The organism is Amycolatopsis sp. WQ 127309, assembly GCF_023023025.1.
In the GTDB taxonomy this organism is placed as follows: domain Bacteria; phylum Actinomycetota; class Actinomycetes; order Mycobacteriales; family Pseudonocardiaceae; genus Amycolatopsis.
This window is the reverse complement of the sequence record NZ_CP095481.1, coordinates 10,089,683-10,107,537: the sequence shown is the minus strand read 5'-3', so window position 1 is coordinate 10,107,537 and position 17,855 is coordinate 10,089,683. Positions and strand designations below refer to the sequence as shown.

Here is a 17,855-nt window from a genome sequence, read left to right as displayed (position 1 = left end):
CCTGGACCGCGTGACCACTTCGTTCCAGGAACTCCACGACCGCGTCGAGATCATCGACGCGCTGTACCGCTTCGGCCTCGGCCAGGACCTCAAGGACCGGGCGTTGTTCGCGTCATCGTTCGCGGCCGACGCCGAGGTCGACTTCCGGCCGGCGGCCGCGCGGTGGGGCGCGGCGCCGCCGGTGCTGACCGGCCGGGACGCCATCGTCGACACGATCCTCGCGCTGTTCGCCGGCCGCGTCGACACGACCCACCAGGTCACCAACCCGCGCGTCACGATCGACGGCGACACCGCGCACCTGACCGCCCTGGTCGAGGCGCAGCACCTGCTGAGCCCCGCCCACGACGTCCACGCGCTGCTGAAGAACCGCTACGACGCCGACCTCGTCCGGGACGGCGACCGCTGGGTGCTGCGCCGCGTCGTCATCGCAAACGCTTGGTACACCGGCGATCCCGCCGCGATCTTCGGCTGAGCCGGGCTACTCGCCGCGCATCGAGCGGCGGATGGCGGCCAGCCTGTCCTTGGCCGCCTGGTCGCGGTCGGCGATCTGCTTGTCCAGGGCCTCGGTCGTGTTCTCGGACCCCAGCCCGGCCACCTCCTCCGCACCGAGCGAAGTCGTGTACCGGTTCTCGATCTTGTCCCGCACGAAGTCGAAGCTCGGGACGCCGCCCTCGTTGTAGTCCGGGTCCGGCAGTGGTGGTGCCGGCGACGGCACCGCGAGGGCGGCGGTCGGGGTGTCGTCGACGATCTCGCCGTCCACCACGTTCGGGTCGTCCACGGGCTTGTCGTTCATCGTCGCTCCTCGCCACTGCCGGTCTGCCACCGACCTTAGCGCCGGAGCGGTCAGTCCCGCCGGTGCTTCGCCGGTGGCGCCGCCAGCGTCGCGCGGACCGCCCGCTCGACGAGGATCGGCACGAAGACGTGGATGCGGGCGTCGCCGAACCGCGCGCGTTCGCGCTCGACCAGGTCGTGGACGGACTCCCGGCCGTAGTCGCGGGCCAGCCGGTCCTCGACCACCGACAGCTGCAGGTCCAGCTGCTCGGAAGCGATGGTGTCCAGCGTGGGTGTGCTCATGAAGGGCCTCCCTGCGTCGCGTGAGGGTGAAGTACCCGGCGAGACGACCAGGGGGTGAACTGAAGATGAACGACAGGGGCGCGTCCGGCAGTGGGTAATTCGGCCGTGTGCGGTCGCCCCCGGGTGGTGAATTCTCGACGCGGTAAGTCGCTTGCCGGAGGGAGCAGACCATGAGTGCCGGGGCGTACCACGCCGAAACGACGGAGATGGGGACGGTCGTCAAGGCGGTCGAAGACGTCGGGTCGTCGTTCCTGTCGACCACGCGGGACCTCGAAGGGCTCGTGCTGAACGCCCTGTCGTTCGCCGGGATCGGCAGCGGCGTCGCCGCCGCGAACTCGGCGCTGCACTCGCAGCTCGGCAGCGCGTTGCAGAAGTTCCTCAGCCTGATCGGGAACGTCAACCAGAACGTCCAGACGGCCGCGAACGGCTACAACGCCGCGGACGCCGACGTCGCCCAGGGCTACGGCGGCGGCACGCAGCAGGCCGCGGCCGGCGGTGGCGCCGCGGCGGCCGCGGCGGTACCGACGCAGCTCGACCCGCGTGTCGTCGACTCGATCATGGCGTCCGAGGGCGCCACGGGGGAGCAGGGCGGCGTGCCCGAGGCCTACGGCTTCCGGCAGAACATGCACAACGGTTACGACCAGATCATCGCGGCGCGCGAGCAGTACGGCCAGGGCAGCGCCGAGGAACGCGCCGTCGTCAGCGACCTGATGAGCGCGAACGCCCGCGCGGCCGGCGCGCTCAACTTCACCGACGCCGGCACGCAGGCCGCGATCATGTCGGGCGCCCACATGCGCGGCGCCGGCGGCGTCCGCGCGATCATCAACCACATGGGCGGCGACGACATCGTGCGCAGCTCGAACACGATCAGCGACACGGCGATCCAGCACGTCCAGGGCCTCTCGGCGCAGGACTTCCAGCAGGAGTTCCACGACGCGCGCATCGAGTACGACCGCCAGATCTACGGCGGCACGACTACCCACCAGGGCGGGCACACAGCGAACTGGTGGGACCGCTACGGAAACGGGCTGACCCAGCGCTACGACCGCGAGCAGAACGAGTTCCTCGGGTTGTCCCAGCCGCAGAACTGAACCGTTCCAATGATCTTCAGGGCGATTCGAAGATCGGGAAACGGGGCACTTCACCTCCTGTAGCCGAACGACAGCGGGAGGCACACGATGATCCGGAGGATGACCGCGGTACTGGGCGGGATCGCCGCCATGGCGGGCGTGGTGACGCTCGCCGGGACGGCGGAAGCGGCTTCGACGCCGTGCAGTGCCGAAGCGAAAGCCTGCGTCCAACGCAGTACGAACACGGCGTGGTTGACGGACGGCGCCGGGAACGTCACGCACGGCGGGGTCCCGATCACGGTCGGGCTCGCGAAGTACCCGACTCCGCTCGGGACGTTCCACGTGCAGTACAAGGACATCGACCACTACAGCAAGCAGTTCAACGGGCCGATGCCGTATTCGGTGTTCTTCACGAACACCGGGGTCGCGTTCCACCAGGGCAGCCTGAAGGTGAAGTCCCACGGCTGCGTGCACCTTTCGCACGCGGACGCGGTGACCTTCTACAACTCGCTGCACCCGGGTGACGTGGTCCAGGTCGTGGCCTGAGCTGTCCGTCCTTTGTGGAGCAGTCCACCGAGGACGGCGCCGAAGACCAAGTGGTCCAGCACCTGCGGAACGCGGGGAAGCGTGCGCACCGCCGGGTAGGCCCTCGCGACGATCCCGAGATCGAGCGCCGCGATGGCCAGCCCGGCCACGGCACCGCGGGTGACGCCGAGTTCCTGGCGGCGGAAGGCGAAGCTCAGCACGACGGTCCAGAGGGAAGAGATCCCGATGTGCGCGACCAGCCCGGCGGCGACGCCGGGCCGGTCGCGCCGTCCGGGCAGGAGGGTCCCGGCCGCACGCGTCGCGGCGAGGACGTCACCACGCGTCAGCAAGGCATGAGCGGTGGACGGAGCCCCGCTCACCACAGCGGCGATCACCCCAGCGCGAATCATGTGGCGAGGTATCCGGCCAGCCGGATCCGCAGCCCACGGACGTAGGGAAGCGCGATGGTGAACGCGGCCGCAGGGTGGTACCCGGGCAGCCGGTCGCCGTGCGTACAAGGGCCGGCGAAGTAGACGAAGGCATCTTCGTCGTCATAGCGGCCGGGCGACCAGCGCGTCGCATCCCCGGCCCGTCGATCCGGGCACTCGGCCCGCGCGACCCAGTAAGCGTCGAGCTTCATCACCTTGGCCAGCTGAACGGCGAACCCGCCGAGATCGGTCTCCGGCAGCCCGAGCCCCCGCCCGCTCCACACCCGGGGCGTGCGGTAGTCGTCACCCACAAGGTGGCCGAAGGTGACCGAGCCGCCCACGCACCGCCGCGTCCAGCGAGCGGATTCCGTTGCCCCAGCGGAAACCCCACGCCGCCCGCCGACGATCTCCAGCGTCATGAGGGAACGATAGTCGATCAACCCGTGATCGACACCGCCGTGAGGGGTGCGCCGGCTGCGCCGCCCGGTCTAGTGACACCCGTTCAGAGGCGGATGGGCTTCTTGTTCATGAACTCCTCGATGCCCAGCGGTCCCAGCTCCCGGCCGATGCCCGAGCGCTTGATGCCGCCGAAGGGGAGGTCCGCCTCCGAGCCGCCCGACTTGTTCAGGTAGACCATGCCCGCCTCGATGCCGCGGGCTACCCGCGTGGCCCGGGTGCGGTCGGTGCCGAAGACGCTTGCGCCCAGGCCGAACGGCGTGTCGTTCGCCAGGGCGATCGCCTCCTCCTCGGTCTCCGCGCGGAACACCAGGACCACCGGGCCGAAGATCTCCTCGTGGTAGGCGGCCATCTCCGGCGTCACGTCGGTGAGGACCGTGGCCTCCAGGTAGGCGCCCGGGCCGGGGACTCGGTGGCCGCCCGCGCGCAGGGTCGCGCCCTCGCGGATCGCCGTCTGGACCTGGGCGGCGACCTCGTCCGCCGCCGCGATCGAGGCCAGCGGGGGCAGCGTCGTCGCCGGGTCCGCCGGGTCGCCCGGGACGTAGTACTCCGCGACGCGCTTGGCCAGCCGGTCGACGAACTCGTCGTAGAGCTCGCCCAGCACGATCATCCGCTTGGGCGCGTTGCACGACTGGCCGCAGTTGCGCATCCGGGCGGTCGCGGTGACCTTCACCGTCTCGTCCAGGTCGTCGGTGTCCAGCACGATCAGCGGGTCGGACCCGCCGAGCTCGAGGACGCACTTCTTGAGGTTCCGCCCGGCCTCGGCCGCGACGGAGATCCCGGCCTGCTCGCTGCCCGTCAGCGAGACGCCCTGGATGCGCGGGTCCGCGAGCATCCACGGGACCTGACGGCTGGACGCGAAGACGTTCACGTACGCGTCTTCGGGCACGCCGGCGTCCAGCAGCACCCGCTCGATCGCGGCGGCCGAGCGCGGGCAGATCGACGCGTGCTTGAGCAGGATCGTGTTGCCCAGCACCAGGTTCGGCGCGACGAACCGGGCGACCTGGTAACACGGGAAGTTCCACGGCATGACGCCGAGCAGCGCGCCGATCGGCTCCTTGGTGAGCACGGCCTCGCCGCCGCGGATCGGGAGCGGCTCGTCGGCGAGCAGGTCCGGGCCGCGCTCGCCGTAGTACCGGAAGATGTCGACGACGATGCCGATCTCCCCGCGGCCTTCGTTGATCCGCTTCCCCATTTCGAGGGTCATGATCGCGGCCAGCTCGTCGGCGCGTTCGGCGAACAGGTCCGCGGCCCGCAGCACGATCGCGGCCCGCTCGGCGACCGGCCGGCGCCGCCAGGCCCGGTAGCCGCCGTGCACCCGGCCGATCGCGGCGCGGACCTCGTCGTCGGTCGCGTTCGGGATCTCTTCGACCAGCTCACCCGTCGCGGGATCAGTGACTGAGTACATGCCGGCAGCATAGACTACTGAATACTGTATACACTAGCTGTGCCGGTTTTGTCGGACCCCGCGGGCATGATGGCCCGCGTGATCGGAACCTGGCACGGCCTCGTCCTCGACTGTCCCGACCCGGCCGCCCTCGCGGCCTTCTACCAGGAGCTGCTCGGCATGGTCCGCGTGCAGGACGGCGCGGACTTCGTCGTCATCGGTGACGCTCCGGACCGGCCGGGGGTCGCCTTCGCGCGGGTGCCCGGGTCGCGCGCTCCCGCTTGGCCCGACGGCGATCCGCCGCAGCAGATGCACTTCGACGTGCGCGTCGAGGATCTCGACGTCGCCCAGAAGCAGGTGCTGGCGCTCGGGGCGACGCCGCTGAAGGGCGGCGAGCGGTTCCGGGTCTTCGCCGACCCGGCCGGGCACCCGTTCTGCCTGGTGTCGTGGTGATCCCGGCTACGGGATGATGCCTCGCGACGCCAGCGCGTCCGCCAGGCGCTCGCGCAGTTCCTGCGCCGTGGCCTGGACGTCGATCTCCGCCGGGGGTGAGAGCACCTTCGAGATCACCGTCGACAGGTTCTGATACGCCGGGGTCAGGGGGCGGACCGCCGCGTCCGTCAGCGCCGCCTGGATGTCGCCCTTCATCGGGTACTGGTCGGCCATCGTCGGGTTTTCCTTCGGGTCACCCGGTTTCGCCGGGTCGAGCGGGGCCGTGTCGCGGTAGATCGACGCCAGGCTCGGCGGGATGCCGTCGACCAGGGCCTGGTACTTCTGGCTCGACGCGTTGCGCAGGCACAGCGCGGCTTCGAACGCTTCCGGCTTGTGCTGCGAGTACGTGCTCACCGCCAGGTTGAAGCCGCCGATGGTAACCCGGCTGGGCTGCCCGGCGACGACCGACGGGTAGCGCGTCCACTTGAAGTGGCTCAGCTCCTGCGGCTTCTCCTTGGCGTAGGAGGCGTACACGAACGGCCAGTTCAGCTCGGTCGCGGCCTGGCCGCGCTGGAACGCCTGGCGGATCTCGTCTTCTTTCTGGTTCGTCAGCGACGGGTCGGTGATCCCCGCGGTGGTCAGCTTCTTGAGCAGCTCGAGGGCTTTCACCGCGCCGTCGTCCATCACCACGGACTTGCCGTCGTCGGACAGGATGTGCCCGCCCGCCGACGCCACCAGCGTGTTGTAGAAGACGACCAGGCCCTCGTACTGCGCGCCGGTGAACACGACCTGGTACGGCTTCCCGGCTGCCTTCAGCTGCTGGGCCTGGTCCATCAGCTGGTCGAACGTCCTGGGCGGCGACGGCGTGATCCGGTCGTCGTACCAGAGCAGCTGCACGTTGGTGTTCTTCGTGGCGCCGTAGAGCTTTCCGTTCCACTTGGCCGTCGCCAGCGGGCCGGGCAGCACGTCCCGGGTGGCGGCCGCGGCGTCGGCGCCGGTCCACTCCTGCGCCCAGCCCGCCTCGGCGAACTCGGGCACCCAGGTGACGTCGAGGCCGAGCACGTCCAGCGAGGTGTCGCCCGCGGCGAGCCGGCGCACCATCTGTTCGCGCTGGCCGTCCGCACCGCGCGGCAGCTTGTTGTAGACGATCTTGTACCGGCCGCCGGCCTCCTGCGTGCACTTGTCGACCACCGTCTGGAGGTGGTCTTCCGGCGAGATGTAGAGGTTGATCGTCAGGCCCGCTGCTCCGGAGCACGCGGCGAGCGCGCTGCTCGCCAGGAGTGCGGCACCCACGACGGGAAGGATCTGGCGCATGTCGGCCTCCTTGCCGGACAGGCCACGCTGATTGCAAGCGCTTGCAGCGATGATTATCCTCGATCGAGGTGGGTGTCAATCCGCCAACCGTGAAGGCCTGCAAGCGCTTGCAAACCCGGGGTGGGGGAATGCCGGACAAGCTCGACGACGTCGCCCGGCTCGCCGGGGTCTCGGCGGCGACCGTCTCGCGGGCCTTGCGCGGCGTGCCGGGGGTCGCCGAGCGCACGCGGACGCGGGTGCTGGCCGCCGCCGCGGAGCTCGGCTACGCGGTCTCGCCCGCCGCGTCGAGCCTGGCCACCGGCCGCACCGGCACGGTCGGCGTGATCGTGCCCTACGTCGACCGCTGGTACTTCGCGCGCCTCATCGCCGGCGTCGAACGCGTGCTGCGCGAGGCGGGGATCAGCTTGCTGCTCTACAACCTGGGTGACGACACGGGCCGCACCCGGTTCTTCGCCGGCCTCCCGCTGCGCCGGCGCGTCGACGCGGTGCTCGTGCTGTCGCTCCCGCTCACGGCGATCGAACGCGACCTGCTGCTGGGCCTCGACGTCCCGCTCGTCACGATCGGCACCGAAGAGCCCGGCGCGGACTCCGTCGGGATCGACGACCACGGCGCCGCGGTGACCGCGATGCGCCACCTCGTCCAGCTGGGCCACCGCGAAATCGCGTTCATCGGCGAGGACGCCCCGGTGCCGCTCGGGTTCACGACGCCGTTGCGCCGGCTGGCGGCGTACCGCGAGATCTCCCACGCGGTGTGCCGCGAAGACGGCCGTGCGCCGGACGCCGCGTTCGAGACCGGCGGCGGGTTCACCGTCGCCGGCGGGGAACGGGCGATGGGCACCCTGCTGGGCCTGCCCCGCCGGCCGACCGCGGTGTTCGCCGCGTCGGACGAGATGGCCTTCGGCGCGTTGCGGGCGCTGCGCCGGACCGGGCTGCGGGTGCCGGACGACGTCTCGGTGCTCGGGTTCGACGACCACGACCTGGCCGAGCTGCTCGACCTGAGCACCGTCGCCCAGCCGGTGGCCGAGCTCGGTGCGCGTGCCGGCGAGCGGATCCTGGCGCGATTGTCCGATGGAAAAATCCTGACATCTCCGGCGATCTTGCGGACAAGACTAGTCCTTCGGGGCAGTACCGCCCCGCCGACGGCTCGTTGACCTGCGCTTTTTCCGGCGTTGCTCTGTTCGGTCGATTGCGGCCGCGGCGATCAGCGGGTCAAATAATCGCCGACAAGGATTAATCGCAGTGAGGAGCTGGCTGTGCAGTGGGGGTCCGTGCTCGAAGATGGCGGGGCGGGCATGGTCCGTCCGTACTTCCGCACCCATGGCCGGACACGGCCGACACGGGATCTTCCCGTCGAGACACTGGTCTCGACCACGCCGCGGGGGCGGGCCGTGGTGCGGGGGAGCTCGCGGGAGGAATCGGAGATCTGCGCGCTGCTCCGGACGTCCCAGTCGGTCGCCGAAGTCGCGGCGCTGCGCCGGATTCCGCTGGGGGTGGCGCGGGTCCTGCTGTCGGACCTCGCCGATCGCGGCCTGGTGGCCGTGCACACCGTCCGGATGACCGCGGGCAACCGGCCGAGCCTGGACCTGATGCACCGCATCCTCCAGGGCCTCAGCGCGTTGTGAACTCCCGGACCAGCCGGGCGAACTCGGCCGGCTGGTCCAGCGGGAGCAGCGTGTAGCTGTCGGCCACTTCGACGAGCTTTCCCTTGGGCAGCAACGCCGCCAGCCGTCTTCCGTGCTCCGGCGGCATCACGCGGTCCTCGCTCGCCCAGACGACGAGCACCGGCCGGTCGAACGCCGGCAGCCGCTCGGCGGGCTCCCGCAGGAAGCCCGGGTCGGCGCCCGCGGCGCGCAGCATGCGGACGGCGTCACGGCGGATCGCCGCGTCGGTCAGGATCGGCCGGACCCAGCCCGCGGTGGTCGCGTCACCGCGTTTGGTGAGCCGGCCGAACGCGATCGGCAGGCGCCGCACCGCACGCAGGCGCATCTGCTGCATGAACAGCCCGAACAACCGTGGCGAGAGCTTGCCGGACGTCACGACCGTCTTGCCGGTGAGGCCCGGCGGGAAGTTGTCGAACGCCTCGCACGAACCGAGCACCACGCGGCTCACGCGCGCCACGCCGTCCGCCATCAGCAGCTGGACCAGCGCGCCGCCGGTGTCGACGCCGACGAGCGTGACGTCCCGCAGGTCCAGCCGCGCGAGGAACTCGCCCAGCAGCCGGGCGATCCCGGGCAGCGACAGGTCCGCGTCCGCGCGCACCGGGCGCCGGTGCGCGCCGAGCGGCAACGTCGGGACGACGCACCGGTGGTCGGCGGCGAGATCCGCGACCGGGCCGTCCCACAGCGAGCCGTTCATCAGCAGGCCGTGGACCAGGACCACGACCGGGCCCGGCCCGCCGCTGTCGGTGTACTCGGCGGTTCCCGCGGACAGTTCGACCTGCATGACGGCCTCCCGGTGACGTCCCCCTGAACAGAAGTGAACCACGTGGTTCGCAAACTGTCGAGGAACTCAGGAAGCCGCTTCCTCCCGCTCCACCGCGCGCAGCAGCGCCTGGAACCCGGCTTCGGCGCCCGAGCCGTCGTCGCTGGTCAGCAGGTCCACCAGGAACCCACGCAGGGTCGCCAGGATCATCTCCGCGACCTCGAGTTTCCGCTGGTCGGGCCAGTGCGCCGGGCAGAACGACACCAGCGTCGGCAGGTACTGCTGCGACGCGCCCCGGCCGAGGGCGGCGTAGCGGCCCGGGTCGTACATCGCCAGGCCCATCGCCTGGTCGAGCACCCGCCGCAGCCGCGGCTCCTCGTCGCGGAGGCTGTGCCACGCGGCCCGGACGCGGGCGCTGAGCGTGGCCGGCTCGGCCGTGATCGCCGCCAGCGCGTTGCCGATCCGGCGCTCCCGCAGGGTGACGACCGCCTGGCGGAGCAGGTCTTCGGTGCCGTCGAAGTGGTAGAGCAGCACCTTGTGCGTCGTCCCGGCCGCCCGCGCGGCGCGCCGGAGCGAGAAGTCCACGAGGCCGTTCTCGGCGACGTCGTCGGTCACCTTGTCGAGCAGTTCCCGGCGCCGGGCCTGTCCGCGCGGCGAGCCGGCCGACCGGCGGTAGCCCGCCCGGGCCGGTTCGTCCCCGGTAGCGTTGTCCACGGGAGACAGCTTGGCATGCTGCCCCGGAGGGGATTCGCGATGCACGTGCTGGTGACCGGGGGCAATGCCGGCATCGGGTACTTCGCCGCCGAGCAGCTCGCCTCGGCGGGCGCGGAGGTGACCATCGGCAGCCGCGACGCGGCGAAGGCCGAGGCGGCGGCCGCGTCGATCCGCTCGCACGTCTCGGGCGCGAAGATCCGCCACGTCCGGATCGACCTGGCCGACCTCGCGTCGCTCGAACCGGTCGCGGACGCCGTCGGCGCGCTCGACGCCCTCGTCTGCAACGCCGGGGTGATGCTCGACGCGCCGCCGCGGCGCGAGACGGCCGACGGCCACGAAATGATGTTCGGCACCAACCACCTCGGCCACTTCGCCCTCGTGGCGCGGCTGCTGCCGAACCTGGCCCCGGACGGCCGGATCGTCACCACCGGCAGCTTCGCGGCGAAGTCGTCGAGCCTCGACTTCGCCGACCTCCAAAGCGAACGCGACTACCACCCGAAGCGCGCGTACGAGCGGTCCAAGCTGGCCCAGATGCTGTTCGCGCTGGAGTTCGACCGGCGGCTGCGGGCCGCGGGTTCGAAGCGGCTCAGCGTCGTCGCGCACCCGGGTGGCGCGCTCGACTCGCTGACGCCGTCGCGGCCGCCGGTGCACGTCCGCACCGCCGGGCAGTGGCTGCGCGGGCTGCCGGCCCGCGCGCTGCTGCAGGGCAAGGACGCCGGCGCGCGCCCGGCCGTCCGCGCGGTGCTCGGCCCGGACGTCGCGGGCGGGCAGCTGTGGGGCCCGCGGACGTTCGGTCTCCGCGGCCGTCCCCGGCTCGAACCCCGCTGGGCGAACCTGACCGAAGATCCTTCAGCGGCGCGGTTGTGGGCGGAAAGTGTCACGCTGACCGGGCTGGACCCGCTGGGCTGACCATGCGATGTGCACAGCGCTGACGGCCCGGCTGTGCACATCGCACGGTGACGTCTCCGGGAGGGCTGCTTACGGTGCGAGGAACCGTTCCCCAGCCCGGAGAAGGAGGTCGGCGTGGCCTCAACAGTCGGTGTCGACGACTATGCCCTGACCAGAGTGCCGGACCACGCCCGGTACTCGTGGTGGTCGGTCGCGGTCCAGCGGTTCGGTCAGGTGTCCGCCCTGTCCCAGTTCCTCCTCGGAGCCACCGTCGGCTTCGGGATGGGCTTCTGGCCGGCGGTCCTGGCCTTCACCCTCGGGTCGGTCATCCTCGAGCTCATCACCATCCTCGTCGGCGTCATCGGCGTCCGCGAGGGCCTGACGACGTCCATGATCGCCCGCTGGACCGGTTTCGGCCGCGGCGGCTCGGCGCTCATCGGGCTCGCCATCGGGATCAGCCTCATCGGCTGGTTCGGCATCCAGTCCGCGGTCTCCGCGCAGGGCCTCGTCGCGCTCATCGGCGGCCTGCCGGAGTGGGGCTGGGCGCTCGTGTTCGGCCTGCTCGTCACCGCGATCGTGGTGCGCGGCTTCCACTCCATGGCCTGGACGGCGTACGTGACCGTCCCGGCGTTCCTGATCCTGGTCGGCTGGTCGGTCGTCTCCGAGCTGACCCGCCACGACCTCGGCGCGCTCGTTTCGTCGGCCCCGCCCGGGCCGTCGCTGAGCCTGTTGCAGGGCACCACCCTGGTGGCGGGCGGCTTCATCGTCGGCGCCGTCATCACCCCGGACATGACCCGCTTCAACCGGTCCACTTCGGACGTCGTCAAGCAGACGCTCGTCGGGATCACCCTCGGCGAGTACGTGATCGGCCTGTCCGGGGTGCTGCTCGCGCACGCCATCGGCACGGCCGGGATCACCACGATCGTGACGTCGTCGGTCGGCTGGGTCGGGCTGCTGATCGTCATCGCGGGCACGATGAAGATCAACGACTGGAACCTCTACTCCTCCGGCCTCGGCGTCGTGAACTTCATCGGCACGGTGTCCGGCCGCAAAGCCCATCGCGGGCTCGTCACGGCGGTGCTCGGCCTGGCCGGCAGCGTGCTCGCCGCGGCCGGGATCCTGGCGAAGTTCACCGACTTCCTCACCGTGCTGGGCGTCGCGTTCCCGCCGATCGCCGGGATCATGGTCGCCGAGTACTTCGTGGTCAAGAAGTGGCGCGGTGACCTGGAAAGCGCCCGTGCCCGCGGCACCGTGCCCGACGACGCGCCGCTGTGGGTGCCCGCGACGCTCGTCGTCTGGGTCGCCGCGGCGCTCTTCGGGGAGTTCGTCGAATGGGGCCTGCCGAGCATCAACTCGCTCGTCGTGGCCTTCGTCCTGTACGTCGTCGCGGGGAAGCTCGGCCTGGTGCGGGGGTTCGGCAGCAGCCGGACCGCCGAGGCCGCTCCCGCCGTCCAGACCGCTTAAGGAGAACCTTCGTGCGCATCGGCATCGACGTCGGCGGCACCAACACGGACGCCGTCCTGCTCGACGGACACCAGGTCCTCGCCTCGGTCAAGACCAGCACGACCGCGGACGTCACCTCGGGCATCGTCGCCGCGATCGACGGCCTGCAGCGGCAACGCGCGTTCGACCCGGCGGCGGTGCGGGCGGTGATGATCGGCACCACGCACTTCATCAACGCCCTCGTCGAGGCGCACCGGCTGGCGCCGACCGCGGCCGTGCGGCTCAGCCTGCCGGCCGGGGCGTCGCTGCCGCCGATGGTCGACTGGCCGCAGCGGCTCGTCGACGCCGTGTCGGGGCGCAGCTACCTGGTCCACGGTGGGCACGAGTTCGACGGCCGCCACATCGCGGAGCTCGACGAGAGCGAGCTGCGCAAGGCGGCCGACGACATGGGGGCGGCCGGGGTGCGCAGCGTCGCGATCACCTCGGTCTTCTCCCCGGTCAACGCCGAGTTCGAGACGCGCGCGGCGGAGATCATCAGCGCGCAGCTGCCGGACGTCGCGATCTCGCTGTCCCACGAGATCGGCCGGATCGGTTTGCTGGAACGGGAGAACGCGACGGTGATCAACGCGGCGCTGCGGGAGCTGGCCGCCCACATCGTCGACGGCCTGGCCGCGTCGATCACCGGCGCGGGCATCACCGCGCCGCTGTACCTGAGCCAGAACGACGGCACGCTGATGGACGTCGACTTCGCCCGCCGCTACCCGGTGGCGACGTTCGCGTCCGGGCCGACGAACTCGATGCGCGGCGCGGCCGTGCTGTCCGGTTTGGGCACCTGCGCGGTGGTCGACGTCGGCGGCACGACTTCGGACGTCGGTGTCCTGCGGCAAGGGTTCCCGCGTGAGGCGACGACGGACGTCAGCGTCGCCGGGATCCGGACCAACTTCCGGATGCCGGACGTCCTGTCGATCGGCCTCGGCGGCGGTAGCCGGGTGCGCGGGAACGTCACGGTCGGCCCCGACTCGGTCGGCTACGAGCTGACGTCGAAGGCCCTGGTCTTCGGTGGCGACACGCTCACCGCGACCGACATCGCGGTCGCCGCGGGCCGCGCGGACATCGGGGACGCGTCGCTGGTCGCGCACCTCGACCGATCGCTGGTGCGTTCCGCGCTGGAGAAGATCGCCGCCGAGGTGTCCGATGTGGTCGAACGGATGCGGACGTCCGCCGAGCCGCTGCCGGTGGTGGCGGTCGGCGGCGGCTCGGTGCTGCTGCCGGCCGAGCTGGCCGGGTGCGGCGAGGTGCACCGCCCGGAGAACTACGCCGTGGCCAACGCCATCGGCGCGGCCATCGCGCAGATCGGTGGCGAGGTCGACCGCGTCTACGTGATCGAGCCGGGCCGTCGGGAGTCCGTTGTGGACGAAGCCAAGCAGGAGGCGATCGACCGGGCGGTCGCCGCGGGCGCGTCACCGGTGTCGGTCGGCATCGTCGACTTCGACGAAGTGCCCATCCCGTACCTGCCCGGCAACGCCACGCGCATCCGCGTCAAGGCCGTCGGCGACCTGCAGCTGGGGGCGTGATGCGCGAGATCACGCTCACCGATCTGGCCGACATCGCGCGTGGCGCGGCGATCCTCGGCACCGGCGGCGGAGGCGACCCGTACATCGGCCGGCTGCTGGCCACCGCGGCGATCCGGGCGGACGGCCCGGTGCCGCTGGTTCCCCTGACGGACCTGGACGACGACGCCGTGGTGCTGCCCGTGGCGATGATGGGCGCGCCGACGGTGATGGTCGAGAAACTGCCGTCGGCCGAGCAGGTCGGCCTCGCCGCGCGGACGCTCGCCGGCTACCTCGGCAAGGAGCTGACGCACATCGCGTGCGCCGAGGCGGGCGGCGTCAACTCGCTGATCCCGGTCGTCGCGGCCGCGCAGCTGGGCCTGCCGCTGGTCGACGCCGACGGCATGGGCCGCGCGTTCCCGGAGTTGCAGATGGTACTTCCCACACTGTATGGAATCCGTGCGACGCCGATGTCCATTGCCGACGAAAAGGGCAACCGTGGAGTATTGGATACCGTCGACAATCACTGGGCCGAGCGGCTGGCCCGGTCGGCGACGATCGACATGGGCTGCTCGGCGATGATCAGCAACTACGCCATGTCCGGCGCGCAGGCCCGGGAGGCGCTGGTGCCGGGCACGCTCAGCCTGTGCGCCGAGCTGGGGGCGCTGGTGCGGTCCGCGCGAGAGGCGCACGCCGACCCCGTCGCGAAGGTCGTCGAGCGGCTCGGTGGCCGGCGGCTGTTCAGCGGCAAGGTCGTCGACGTCGCCCGCCGGACGGTCACCGGCTTCGCCCGCGGCGAGGCCCGGCTGTCCGGAATGGACGGCGACACGGGCGCGGAACTGGTGCTGCGGTTCCAGAACGAGCACCTGGTCGCCGAGCGCGACGGCGTCGTCGAGGCGTCGGTCCCGGACCTGATCTGCACCCTGGAACGCGAGTCCGGCGAGGCCGTGACGACCGAAGGCCTGCGGTACGGCCAGCGCGTCACGGTCATCGCCGCGCCCGCCGACCCGCGCTGGCACACCCCGGAAGGCCTCGCGCTGGCCGGGCCGCGGTACTTCGGCTACGACATCGACCCGATCGGGGTGGCCGGGTGAGCTGGACCCTGACCGAGGACGACCTGCCCGACCTCGCCCGCGGCGCCGCCGTGCTCGGCACCGGCGGGGGCGGCGACCCGTACGTCGGGCGGCTGCTGGTGCGCGAGGCGATCCGCGCGCACGGGCCGGTCACCGTGCTCGACCCGGCCGAAGTGGATGACGACGCCCTGGTCATCCCGACCGCGCAGATGGGCGCGCCGACCGTGGTGCACGAGAAGCTGCCGAGCGGCGGCGAGCCCGTGCTGGCGTTGCGGACGCTGGAGAAGCACCTCGGCAAGCGCGCGGATGCCACCATGCCGATCGAGTGCGGCGGGATCAACTCGATGATCCCGCTGCTCGTCGGCGCGCGGCTCGGGCTGCCCGTGGTCGACGCCGACGGCATGGGCCGCGCGTTCCCCGAGCTGCAGATGGAGACGTTCGGCGTGTACGGCGTCCCCGGCTCGCCGATGGCGATCGGCGGCGAGCGCGGGGAGACGGCGGTGATCGACACCGGCCCCGACAACCGGCGGATGGAGTGGCTGGCGCGCGGCGTCACCGTCCGGCTCGGCGGCGTCGCGCACATCGCCGAGTACGCGATGAGCGGCGCCGACGTCAAGCGGACGGCCGTGCCCCGGACGTTGTCGCTGGCGTTGACCGTGGGCCGGACGATCCGGGAAGCGCGTGACCGCAACGAAGACCCGGTGTCGCGGCTGGCCGCCGCGCTGGTCGAGACGCCGTACCAGCACCTGCGCGTGCTGTTCCGCGGCAAGGTGTCCGATGTGGAGCGCCGGACCGAAGAGGGTTTCGCGCGCGGACGCGCGGCGGCGGTGTCGTTCGACGGCGCGCACAAGCTGGAGATCCTGTTCCAGAACGAGAACCTGCTGGCCACTGTGGACGGTGAGGTGCGGTGCGTGGTGCCCGACCTGATCTGCGTGCTGGAGGCGTCGACGGCCGAGCCGATCACCACCGAAACCCTGCGGTACGGCCAGCGCGTCACGGTGGTCGGCATCTCGACGCCGCCGCTGATGCGCACGCCCGAAGCCCTGGACACCTTCGGCCCCGGCGCGTTCGGGCTGCCCCACCCCTTCACCCCCGTCGAGGAGATCGCGTGAGCACGCTGGAAGACCGGACCGTCGTCATCATCGGTGGCGGCTCGGGCATCGGCCTCGAAGTCGCTCGCCGAGCGGCGCTCGACGGGGCCAAGGTGCACCTCGGCGGGCGCACGCCGGCGAAACTGGCCGACGCGGCGTCGGCGATCGGGGCCACCTGGCAGGCCGTCGACAGCACCGACCAGGACTCCCTGGCCGCGTTCTTCGGCGCGCTCGACCGCGTCGACCACCTGTTCACGCCCGGGGCGTCCTATGTGGTCGGACCGCTGCGCGAGCTGAGTGACGCGGACGCGGCGAGCCCGTTCGAGACGAAGTTCTGGGGCCAGTACCACGCCGTCAAGCACGCGGCGCCTCGGCTGGCCCCCGAGGGGTCGATCGTGCTGATGTCCGGCGCGGCGAGCGTACGGCCGCCGGGCGCGGCGCCCGCGTACGTCGCCTGCAACGCGGCGATCGAAGGCCTCGGGCGCGGGCTCGCAGTGGAGCTGGCACCGGTCCGGGTGAACGTCGTCGCCCCGGGCACGATCGACGGCAACCTCTGGGCCGGGCGGCCGGCGGCGGTGCGGGAGGCGAGCTTCGCGCAGTACTCGCGCGACACGCTGCTGCACCGCGTCGGCCGCGAGTCCGAAGTGGCCGACGCGGTGCTGTACCTGTTCGGCAACAGCTACACGACCGGGTCGACGCTGTATCCCGACGGTGGCTTCGCGCTGCGTTGACCTCGGCTAATGTGGTCGTCCATGCGCATCACGGCCGGTGACGTGCCCGCCCTCGAACGCGGCGCCGCCCTGCTCGGGTCCGGCGGTGGCGGCGACACCGCCACCGCCGCCGTGCTGCTGCGGCGGCAGCTCGAACGCGGGCACGAGCCGCTCGTGCGGCCGGTGGCCGACCTGCCGCCCGCGGCCCGCGTGGTCCCGGTCGGCGTGGTCGGCGCGACGGCGGCGTTCACCGAGAAACTGCCGGGCGGCGACGAGTTCGCGTCCGCGGTGGCGGCGGTCGAACGCTGGACCGGCGAGCGCGCCGACGCGGTGATGTCCATCGAGATCGGCGGCCTCAACGGCCTGATGCCGCTGGTGGTGGCCGGCGAGCTGGGATTGTCCTACGTGGACGCCGACCTGTCCGGCCGCGGCCTGCCCCGGCTGGACCAGCTGGCGGTCGCCGCGACCGGCCGCGGCATCGCCCCCGCGGCACTGGCCGAACCGGGCGGCCAGGTCATGCTGCTGGCGGCCGGCTCGGACGCGATGGTCGAGCGCGGCGCCCGGGCGTTCGTCGCCAGTTCGGGCGGCTGGGCGGCGTTCGCACTGGCCCCGATCCCGGCCGGCGAGCTGGCCGCGTGCTCGGTACCAGGCACGACGAGCGCCGCACTGGCGCTGGGCCGCCGGGTACTGGCACTGGGGGAGAGCCCGCCCCGCGCCGCCTTGGCCGCCGCCCTACGCGGCTCGGTCCTGGCCCGCGGCCGGGTCCTGGAGGTAGCGCGGCACGTCGGCCGGAGCAGTCCTGGATTCGGCCGCGGCAGCGTCACACTGGCCGACCACGACGACGGCTCGCTGCTGAGGCTGGAGATGGAGAACGAGTACCTGCTGGCCCTGCGCGACGGCGCCCCGGCGGCGTCCACACCGGACGTCCTGTCGGTACTGGACCACCGAACGGGTATCCCGGTGACGTGCGACGCGATCCGGACCGGAGTGGAGGTGGACGTGGTGAGGCTGGCGGCAGCCCCCTTCTGGACCGACCCACGAAGGCTGCCGGTACTGCAGCCACGGGCATACGGCATCGACTGCGACCCGGTGAGCGTCGGATGAGCCCGCGGGTGCCGGGCTGTGCCGACCTGCGGCGGTTGGTGCGGTCGGCGGGTGTGGGATTGGTTGTGGTGCGGTGAGCCTGCGGGGAGTGCCGGCGTCGCCGGGCTGTGCCGGCGTGCGGCGGTTGGTATGGCCGAGCGGGTGTGGGATCGATTGTGGCGCGGTGAGCCCGCGG

The 17,855-nt window shown here is 71.9% G+C and carries 21 protein-coding genes; 13 read left to right on the top strand and 8 right to left on the bottom strand.

The window, feature by feature from the left end:
- Positions 1-10 precede the first annotated feature (10 nt).
- Positions 11-472, top strand: a complete 462-nt coding sequence (locus MUY22_RS44460) for a nuclear transport factor 2 family protein (RefSeq protein ID WP_247053776.1) — start codon at positions 11-13, stop codon at positions 470-472.
- A 6-nt stretch (positions 473-478) separates the two neighbouring features.
- Here the strand turns inward: MUY22_RS44460 and MUY22_RS44455 are convergent, their stop codons facing one another.
- Both MUY22_RS44455 and MUY22_RS44450 read right to left on the bottom strand, forming a co-directional pair.
- Positions 479-793, bottom strand: coding sequence for a hypothetical protein (locus MUY22_RS44455; RefSeq protein ID WP_247053774.1), 315 nt, complete (start codon positions 791-793; stop codon positions 479-481).
- A 50-nt stretch (positions 794-843) separates the two neighbouring features.
- A complete protein-coding gene (locus tag MUY22_RS44450) occupies positions 844-1,074 on the bottom strand; it encodes a three-helix bundle dimerization domain-containing protein (protein WP_247053773.1) in 231 nt (76 codons plus the stop codon).
- Positions 1,075-1,244: 170 nt separating this feature from the next.
- On the opposite strand from MUY22_RS44450, the gene MUY22_RS44445 reads away from it, so the two are divergent.
- Positions 1,245-2,165, top strand: a complete 921-nt coding sequence (locus MUY22_RS44445; protein ID WP_247053770.1) for a hypothetical protein — start codon at positions 1,245-1,247, stop codon at positions 2,163-2,165.
- An 87-nt stretch (positions 2,166-2,252) separates the two neighbouring features.
- Positions 2,253-2,690: a L,D-transpeptidase gene (locus tag MUY22_RS44440; protein ID WP_371827543.1), complete on the top strand. Its 438-nt coding sequence runs from the start codon at positions 2,253-2,255 to the stop codon at positions 2,688-2,690.
- Here the strand turns inward: MUY22_RS44440 and MUY22_RS44435 are convergent.
- The 3 genes from MUY22_RS44435 to MUY22_RS44425 form a co-directional block, all read right to left on the bottom strand.
- Complete coding sequence (locus MUY22_RS44435) at positions 2,645-3,019, bottom strand: hypothetical protein (protein ID WP_247053766.1); 375 nt, start codon at positions 3,017-3,019, stop codon at positions 2,645-2,647. The genes MUY22_RS44440 and MUY22_RS44435 overlap by 46 nt on opposite strands.
- A gap of 56 nt (positions 3,020-3,075) precedes the next feature.
- The gene (locus tag MUY22_RS44430; protein WP_247053764.1) at positions 3,076-3,516 is read right to left on the bottom strand and encodes a hypothetical protein; all 441 of its coding nucleotides are present in this window, start codon (positions 3,514-3,516) and stop codon (positions 3,076-3,078) included.
- An 83-nt stretch (positions 3,517-3,599) separates the two neighbouring features.
- The gene (locus tag MUY22_RS44425; protein ID WP_247053762.1) at positions 3,600-4,961 is read right to left on the bottom strand and encodes an NAD-dependent succinate-semialdehyde dehydrogenase; all 1,362 of its coding nucleotides are present in this window, start codon (positions 4,959-4,961) and stop codon (positions 3,600-3,602) included.
- Between the two features lie 78 nt (positions 4,962-5,039).
- On the opposite strand from MUY22_RS44425, the gene MUY22_RS44420 reads away from it, so the two are divergent.
- On the top strand, positions 5,040-5,393 hold the full coding sequence (locus MUY22_RS44420) for a VOC family protein (protein ID WP_247053760.1): 354 nt from the start codon (positions 5,040-5,042) through the stop codon (positions 5,391-5,393).
- Between the two features lie 6 nt (positions 5,394-5,399).
- Here the strand turns inward: MUY22_RS44420 and MUY22_RS44415 are convergent, their stop codons facing one another.
- The gene (locus MUY22_RS44415; RefSeq protein ID WP_247053758.1) at positions 5,400-6,686 is read right to left on the bottom strand and encodes an ABC transporter substrate-binding protein; all 1,287 of its coding nucleotides are present in this window, start codon (positions 6,684-6,686) and stop codon (positions 5,400-5,402) included.
- Between the two features lie 128 nt (positions 6,687-6,814).
- Here MUY22_RS44415 and MUY22_RS44410 point away from each other — a divergent pair, with 128 nt between their 5' ends.
- Entirely contained in the window at positions 6,815-7,837 is a 1,023-nt protein-coding gene (locus MUY22_RS44410; RefSeq protein ID WP_247053756.1) for a LacI family DNA-binding transcriptional regulator, read from the top strand.
- A gap of 102 nt (positions 7,838-7,939) precedes the next feature.
- The gene (locus MUY22_RS44405) at positions 7,940-8,308 is read left to right on the top strand and encodes a DUF742 domain-containing protein (RefSeq protein ID WP_247053754.1); all 369 of its coding nucleotides are present in this window, start codon (positions 7,940-7,942) and stop codon (positions 8,306-8,308) included.
- Here the strand turns inward: MUY22_RS44405 and MUY22_RS44400 are convergent.
- Positions 8,295-9,128, bottom strand: a complete 834-nt coding sequence (locus tag MUY22_RS44400) for an alpha/beta fold hydrolase (protein ID WP_247053752.1) — start codon at positions 9,126-9,128, stop codon at positions 8,295-8,297. The two genes, MUY22_RS44405 and MUY22_RS44400, sit on opposite strands and share 14 nt — an antisense overlap.
- A 66-nt stretch (positions 9,129-9,194) precedes the next feature.
- Complete coding sequence (locus tag MUY22_RS44395; RefSeq protein WP_247053749.1) at positions 9,195-9,821, bottom strand: TetR/AcrR family transcriptional regulator; 627 nt, start codon at positions 9,819-9,821, stop codon at positions 9,195-9,197.
- 39 nt (positions 9,822-9,860) lie between these two features.
- Here MUY22_RS44395 and MUY22_RS44390 point away from each other — a divergent pair, with 39 nt between their 5' ends.
- The 7 genes from MUY22_RS44390 to MUY22_RS44360 all read left to right on the top strand — a co-directional run bounded on the left by MUY22_RS44390 (position 9,861) and on the right by MUY22_RS44360 (position 17,680).
- A complete protein-coding gene (locus tag MUY22_RS44390; RefSeq protein WP_247053747.1) occupies positions 9,861-10,730 on the top strand; it encodes an SDR family NAD(P)-dependent oxidoreductase in 870 nt (289 codons plus the stop codon).
- A 114-nt stretch (positions 10,731-10,844) separates the two neighbouring features.
- Complete coding sequence (locus tag MUY22_RS44385) at positions 10,845-12,173, top strand: cytosine permease (RefSeq protein WP_247053745.1); 1,329 nt, start codon at positions 10,845-10,847, stop codon at positions 12,171-12,173.
- Between the two features lie 11 nt (positions 12,174-12,184).
- Complete coding sequence (locus MUY22_RS44380) at positions 12,185-13,726, top strand: hydantoinase/oxoprolinase family protein (RefSeq protein WP_247053743.1); 1,542 nt, start codon at positions 12,185-12,187, stop codon at positions 13,724-13,726.
- Positions 13,726-14,796, top strand: coding sequence for a DUF917 domain-containing protein (locus MUY22_RS44375; RefSeq protein ID WP_247064407.1), 1,071 nt, complete (start codon positions 13,726-13,728; stop codon positions 14,794-14,796). The genes MUY22_RS44380 and MUY22_RS44375 overlap by 1 nt, the downstream gene beginning before the upstream one ends.
- On the top strand, positions 14,793-15,887 hold the full coding sequence (locus tag MUY22_RS44370; RefSeq protein ID WP_247053741.1) for a DUF917 domain-containing protein: 1,095 nt from the start codon (positions 14,793-14,795) through the stop codon (positions 15,885-15,887). The genes MUY22_RS44375 and MUY22_RS44370 overlap by 4 nt, the downstream gene beginning before the upstream one ends.
- Positions 15,884-16,597, top strand: coding sequence for an SDR family oxidoreductase (locus tag MUY22_RS44365; RefSeq protein WP_247053739.1), 714 nt, complete (start codon positions 15,884-15,886; stop codon positions 16,595-16,597). The genes MUY22_RS44370 and MUY22_RS44365 overlap by 4 nt, the downstream gene beginning before the upstream one ends.
- 21 nt (positions 16,598-16,618) lie before the next feature.
- A complete protein-coding gene (locus MUY22_RS44360) occupies positions 16,619-17,680 on the top strand; it encodes a DUF917 domain-containing protein (protein ID WP_247053737.1) in 1,062 nt (353 codons plus the stop codon).
- The last annotated feature ends 175 nt before the right edge of the window (positions 17,681-17,855 follow it).